The organism is Promicromonospora sp. NPDC057488, assembly GCF_042802395.1.
Classification (GTDB): Bacteria; Actinomycetota; Actinomycetes; order Actinomycetales; family Cellulomonadaceae; genus Promicromonospora.
Window position 1 is genome coordinate 1 of the sequence record NZ_JBHVEG010000310.1, and the last position, 3,793, is coordinate 3,793.

Genomic DNA, 3,793 nt, shown 5'->3' on the forward strand with positions numbered 1-3,793 from the left:
CCGCTGTCCGTCCAGGCGCGCGTGACGTCGAGGACGTCGGCGCGCACCTGGTGGAAGACGTGGTCGAGCCCGTGACCGTCCAGGCGCGTCACGCGGTGGGGGCCGCCACGGGCGCGGCCTCGGGCGTGAAGTCCACGCCGGCCTCCTTGCGCTGCTCCGGCGTGATGGGCGCCGGGGCCGCCGTCAGCGGGTCGAACCCGCCGCCCGACTTCGGGAAGGCGATGACGTCGCGGATCGAGGCCGACTTCGTCAGCAGGGACACGATGCGGTCCCAGCCGAACGCGATGCCGCCGTGCGGCGGGGCGCCGAACGCGAAGGCGTCGAGCAGGAAGCCGAACTTCTCCTGCGCCTCCTCCTGGCCGATGCCCATCACCTCGAAGACGCGCTCCTGCACGTCGCGGCGGTGGATACGGATCGAGCCGCCGCCGATCTCGTTGCCGTTGCAGACGATGTCGTAGGCGTAGGCCAGGGCCTCGCCCGGCTCCTTCTCGAACGTGTCGATCCACTCGGGCGTGGGCGACGTGAACGCGTGGTGCACGGCGGTCCAGGCGGACGAGCCGAGGTCGACGTCGTCGTCCTCGCCGGCCGGCTTGAACAGGGGCGCGTCCACGACCCACACGAAGGACCAGGCGTCCTCGTCGATCTGGCCAGTCTTGTGGGCGATCTCCAGGCGGGCGGCGCCGAGCAGGCTGCGCGCCTCCGTCGTCTTGCCCGCGGCGAAGAACACCGCGTCGCCCGGCTGCGCGCCGGTCGCGGCGGCCAGGCCGGCCCGCTCGTCGTCGGACAGGTTCTTGGCGACGGGGCCGCCGAGCTCACCCTCCTCCGTGAACGTCACGTAGGCGAGGCCGCGGGCGCCGCGCTGCTTGGCCCACTCCTGCCAGGCGTCGAACTGGCGGCGCGGCTGGGCCGCCCCGCCGGCCATGACGACGGCGCCCACGTACTCCGCCTGGAACACGCGGAACGGCGTGGCCTTGAAGTAGTCGGCGAGCTCGACGATCGGGTTGCCGAAGCGCAGGTCCGGCTTGTCCGTGCCGTACAGGCGCATGGCCTCGTGGAAGGTGATGCGCTCGATGGGCGTCGGGATCTTGACGTCGACCAGCGCCCAGAGGGCCTGGAGGATCTTCTCGCCGAGGGCGATCACGTCCTCCTGGTCCACGAAGCTCATCTCGACGTCGAGCTGCGTGAACTCCGGCTGGCGGTCCGCGCGGAAGTCCTCGTCGCGGTAGCAGCGAGCGATCTGGTAGTAGCGCTCCATGCCGCCGACCATGAGGAGCTGCTTGAACAGCTGCGGCGACTGCGGCAGGGCGTACCAGGAGCCGGGCGCCAGGCGCGCCGGGACCAGGAAGTCGCGGGCGCCCTCGGGCGTGGACCGGGTCAGGGTCGGGGTCTCGATCTCGACGAAGTCCTGCTCGTCGAGCACGCGGCGCGCGGCCTGGTTCGCCTTGGCGCGCAGGCGCAGCGCGTGCGCGGGGGCCGGACGGCGCAGGTCGAGGTAGCGGTGCTTGAGGCGCGCCTCCTCGCCGATGACCTCGGTGTCCGCGAGCGCCGTGGAGACCTGGAACGGCAGCGGGGCCGACTCGTTCAGGGTGACGACCTCGGTGGCGACGACCTCGATCTCGCCGGTGGCGAGGTTGGGGTTGGCGTTGCCCTCGGGGCGGCGGCCGACCTCGCCGGTGACCTGCAGCACGAACTCGGCGCGCAGGGGGTGGGCGATCTCCTCGTCGCGGATGACGACCTGGGCGATGCCGGACGCGTCGCGCAGGTCGATGAACGCCACTCCCCCGTGATCACGGCGGCGGTCGACCCAGCCCGTGAGGGTGACGGTCTGGCCGATGTGCTCGGCCCGCAGAGAGCCGGCCGTGTGGGTGCGGAGCACGAAGAAGTCCTTCCAGCGTGGGTTGAGGGTCCCGAGAATTCTAGTCACCGCCGGGCCACCTTGGCGCCGCCGGCTGTGGACGACGCCGTGGCGCCCCGGCCTGGCGCGTAGCCTGACGCCCATGGCCAGGACTATCGCGACCAACACGACCGTGTCCCGGGACGAGCTGCTGGAGTTCCTGCGCTCGCGCCGCAACGGGATCCTCGTGACGACGAGGGCCGACGGCGCCCCGCAGCTCAGCCCCGTGACGTACGGGGTGGACGCGGAGGGCCGGGTCGTCGTCTCGACGTACCCCGAGCGGGCCAAGGTGCGGAACCTGAAGAAGCGGCCGGCGGCGTCGTTCATGGCGCTCGGCGGGGACTTCGGCGAGGCGTGGGTGCAGGTGGACGGCACGGCCGAGGTGCTGGACGTCCCGGAGTCGGTGGAGCCGCTGGTCGACTACTTCCGGGTCGCCGCGGGCAAGGAGCACCCGGACTGGGACGAGTACCGCGCGGCGATGGTCGAGCAGGGCAAGTCGCTCGTGCGGATCACGATCGAGCGCTGGGGTCCGGTGGCGACGGGTGGTTTTCCGGCGCGGCTCGCGGACGGCTGACGGGGGCACCCGCCGGGACCTGCGACCATGAGCGGGTGCGAGAGATCAGGCAGAGCCGCAAGCTGAAGTCCGTCCGGTACGACGTCCGGGGTCCGATCCTGGAGGAGGCGTACCGGCTGGAGGCCGAGGGTCACAAGATCCTCAAGCTGAACATCGGCAACCCCGCGCCGTTCGGGTTCGAGGCGCCCGAGGCGATCCTGGCGGACATGATCCACCACCTGCCGCAGTCGCAGGGGTACAGCGACAGCCGTGGCATCTACTCGGCGCGCACCGCCGTGGCGCACTACTACCAGTCGCACGGCATCGACACGCACGTGGACGACGTCTTCATCGGCAACGGCGTCTCCGAGATGATCAGCATGGTGCTGCAGGCGCTGATCGACGACGGCGACGAGGTGCTGGTGCCCGCGCCGGACTACCCGCTGTGGACCGGGGCCGTGAGCCTGCAGGGCGGCACGCCCGTGCACTACCGCTGCGACGAGTCCAACGGGTGGAACCCGGACCTGGAGGACATCGAGTCGCGCATCACGCCCGCCACGAAGGCGCTCGTGATCATCAACCCGAACAACCCGACCGGCGCGGTGTACAGCGAGTCGATCGTCAAGGGGCTGGCGGAGCTGGCGCGCAAGCACGACCTGGTGCTCCTGAGCGACGAGATCTACGAGAAGATCCTGTTCGACGGCGCCACCCACCACCACACCGCAACGTTCGCCGACGACGACGTCCTGTGCATCACGTTCAGCGGCCTGTCCAAGGCGTACCGGATCTGCGGCTACCGGTCGGGCTGGGCCATGATCTCCGGCCCCAAGCACCGCGCGACCGACTTCATCGAGGGCCTGACCCTCGTGTCCAACATGCGCATGTGCGCCAACGTGCCGGCGCAGCACGCCATCCAGACGGCGCTCGGCGGCTACCAGTCGATCGAGCACCTGATCCAGCCCGGCGGCCGGTTCTACGAGCAGGCCATGCTGGCGGACAAGCTGCTCAACGAGATCCCGGGCGTCACCTCGGTGCGACCGCGCGGCGCCCTGTACTGCTTCCCGCGGCTCGACCCGGAGATGTACCCGATCAAGGACGACGAGGCCTTCGTGATCGGCCTGCTGCGCGCCAAGAAGATCCTGGTGACCCACGGGACGGGCTTCAACTGGCCCGAGACCGACCACTTCCGCCTGGTCACGCTGCCCGACGTCGAGGTGCTCACCGAGGCGATCGGCCGCATCGCGGAGTACCTGGAGGAGATCCGGGCCTGACGCCCGCGACCGCGCTCACCTTCGAGGTCTAAGTTTCTTCGCTCTGCGGGGCCGCAGAGCGAAGAAACTTAGGCC

Annotated in this window: 3 protein-coding genes; 2 read left to right on the forward strand and 1 reads right to left on the reverse strand. The window is 70.6% G+C overall.

Annotated features, from left to right (window positions below):
• Window positions 1-88 precede the first annotated feature (88 nt).
• Window positions 89-1,876 (reverse strand): aspartate--tRNA ligase, encoded by a 1,788-nt coding sequence (gene aspS / locus ACFU5G_RS29520; RefSeq protein WP_377252645.1) that lies wholly within the window; start codon window positions 1,874-1,876, stop codon window positions 89-91.
• Between the two features lie 121 nt (window positions 1,877-1,997).
• Between aspS and ACFU5G_RS29525 the strand changes: the two genes are divergently transcribed.
• Both ACFU5G_RS29525 and ACFU5G_RS29530 read left to right on the forward strand, forming a co-directional pair.
• The gene (locus tag ACFU5G_RS29525; protein WP_377252641.1) at window positions 1,998-2,468 is read left to right on the forward strand and encodes a PPOX class F420-dependent oxidoreductase; all 471 of its coding nucleotides are present in this window, start codon (window positions 1,998-2,000) and stop codon (window positions 2,466-2,468) included.
• A 35-nt stretch (window positions 2,469-2,503) separates the two neighbouring features.
• On the forward strand, window positions 2,504-3,718 hold the full coding sequence (locus tag ACFU5G_RS29530; protein ID WP_377252643.1) for a pyridoxal phosphate-dependent aminotransferase: 1,215 nt from the start codon (window positions 2,504-2,506) through the stop codon (window positions 3,716-3,718).
• The last annotated feature ends 75 nt before the right edge of the window (window positions 3,719-3,793 follow it).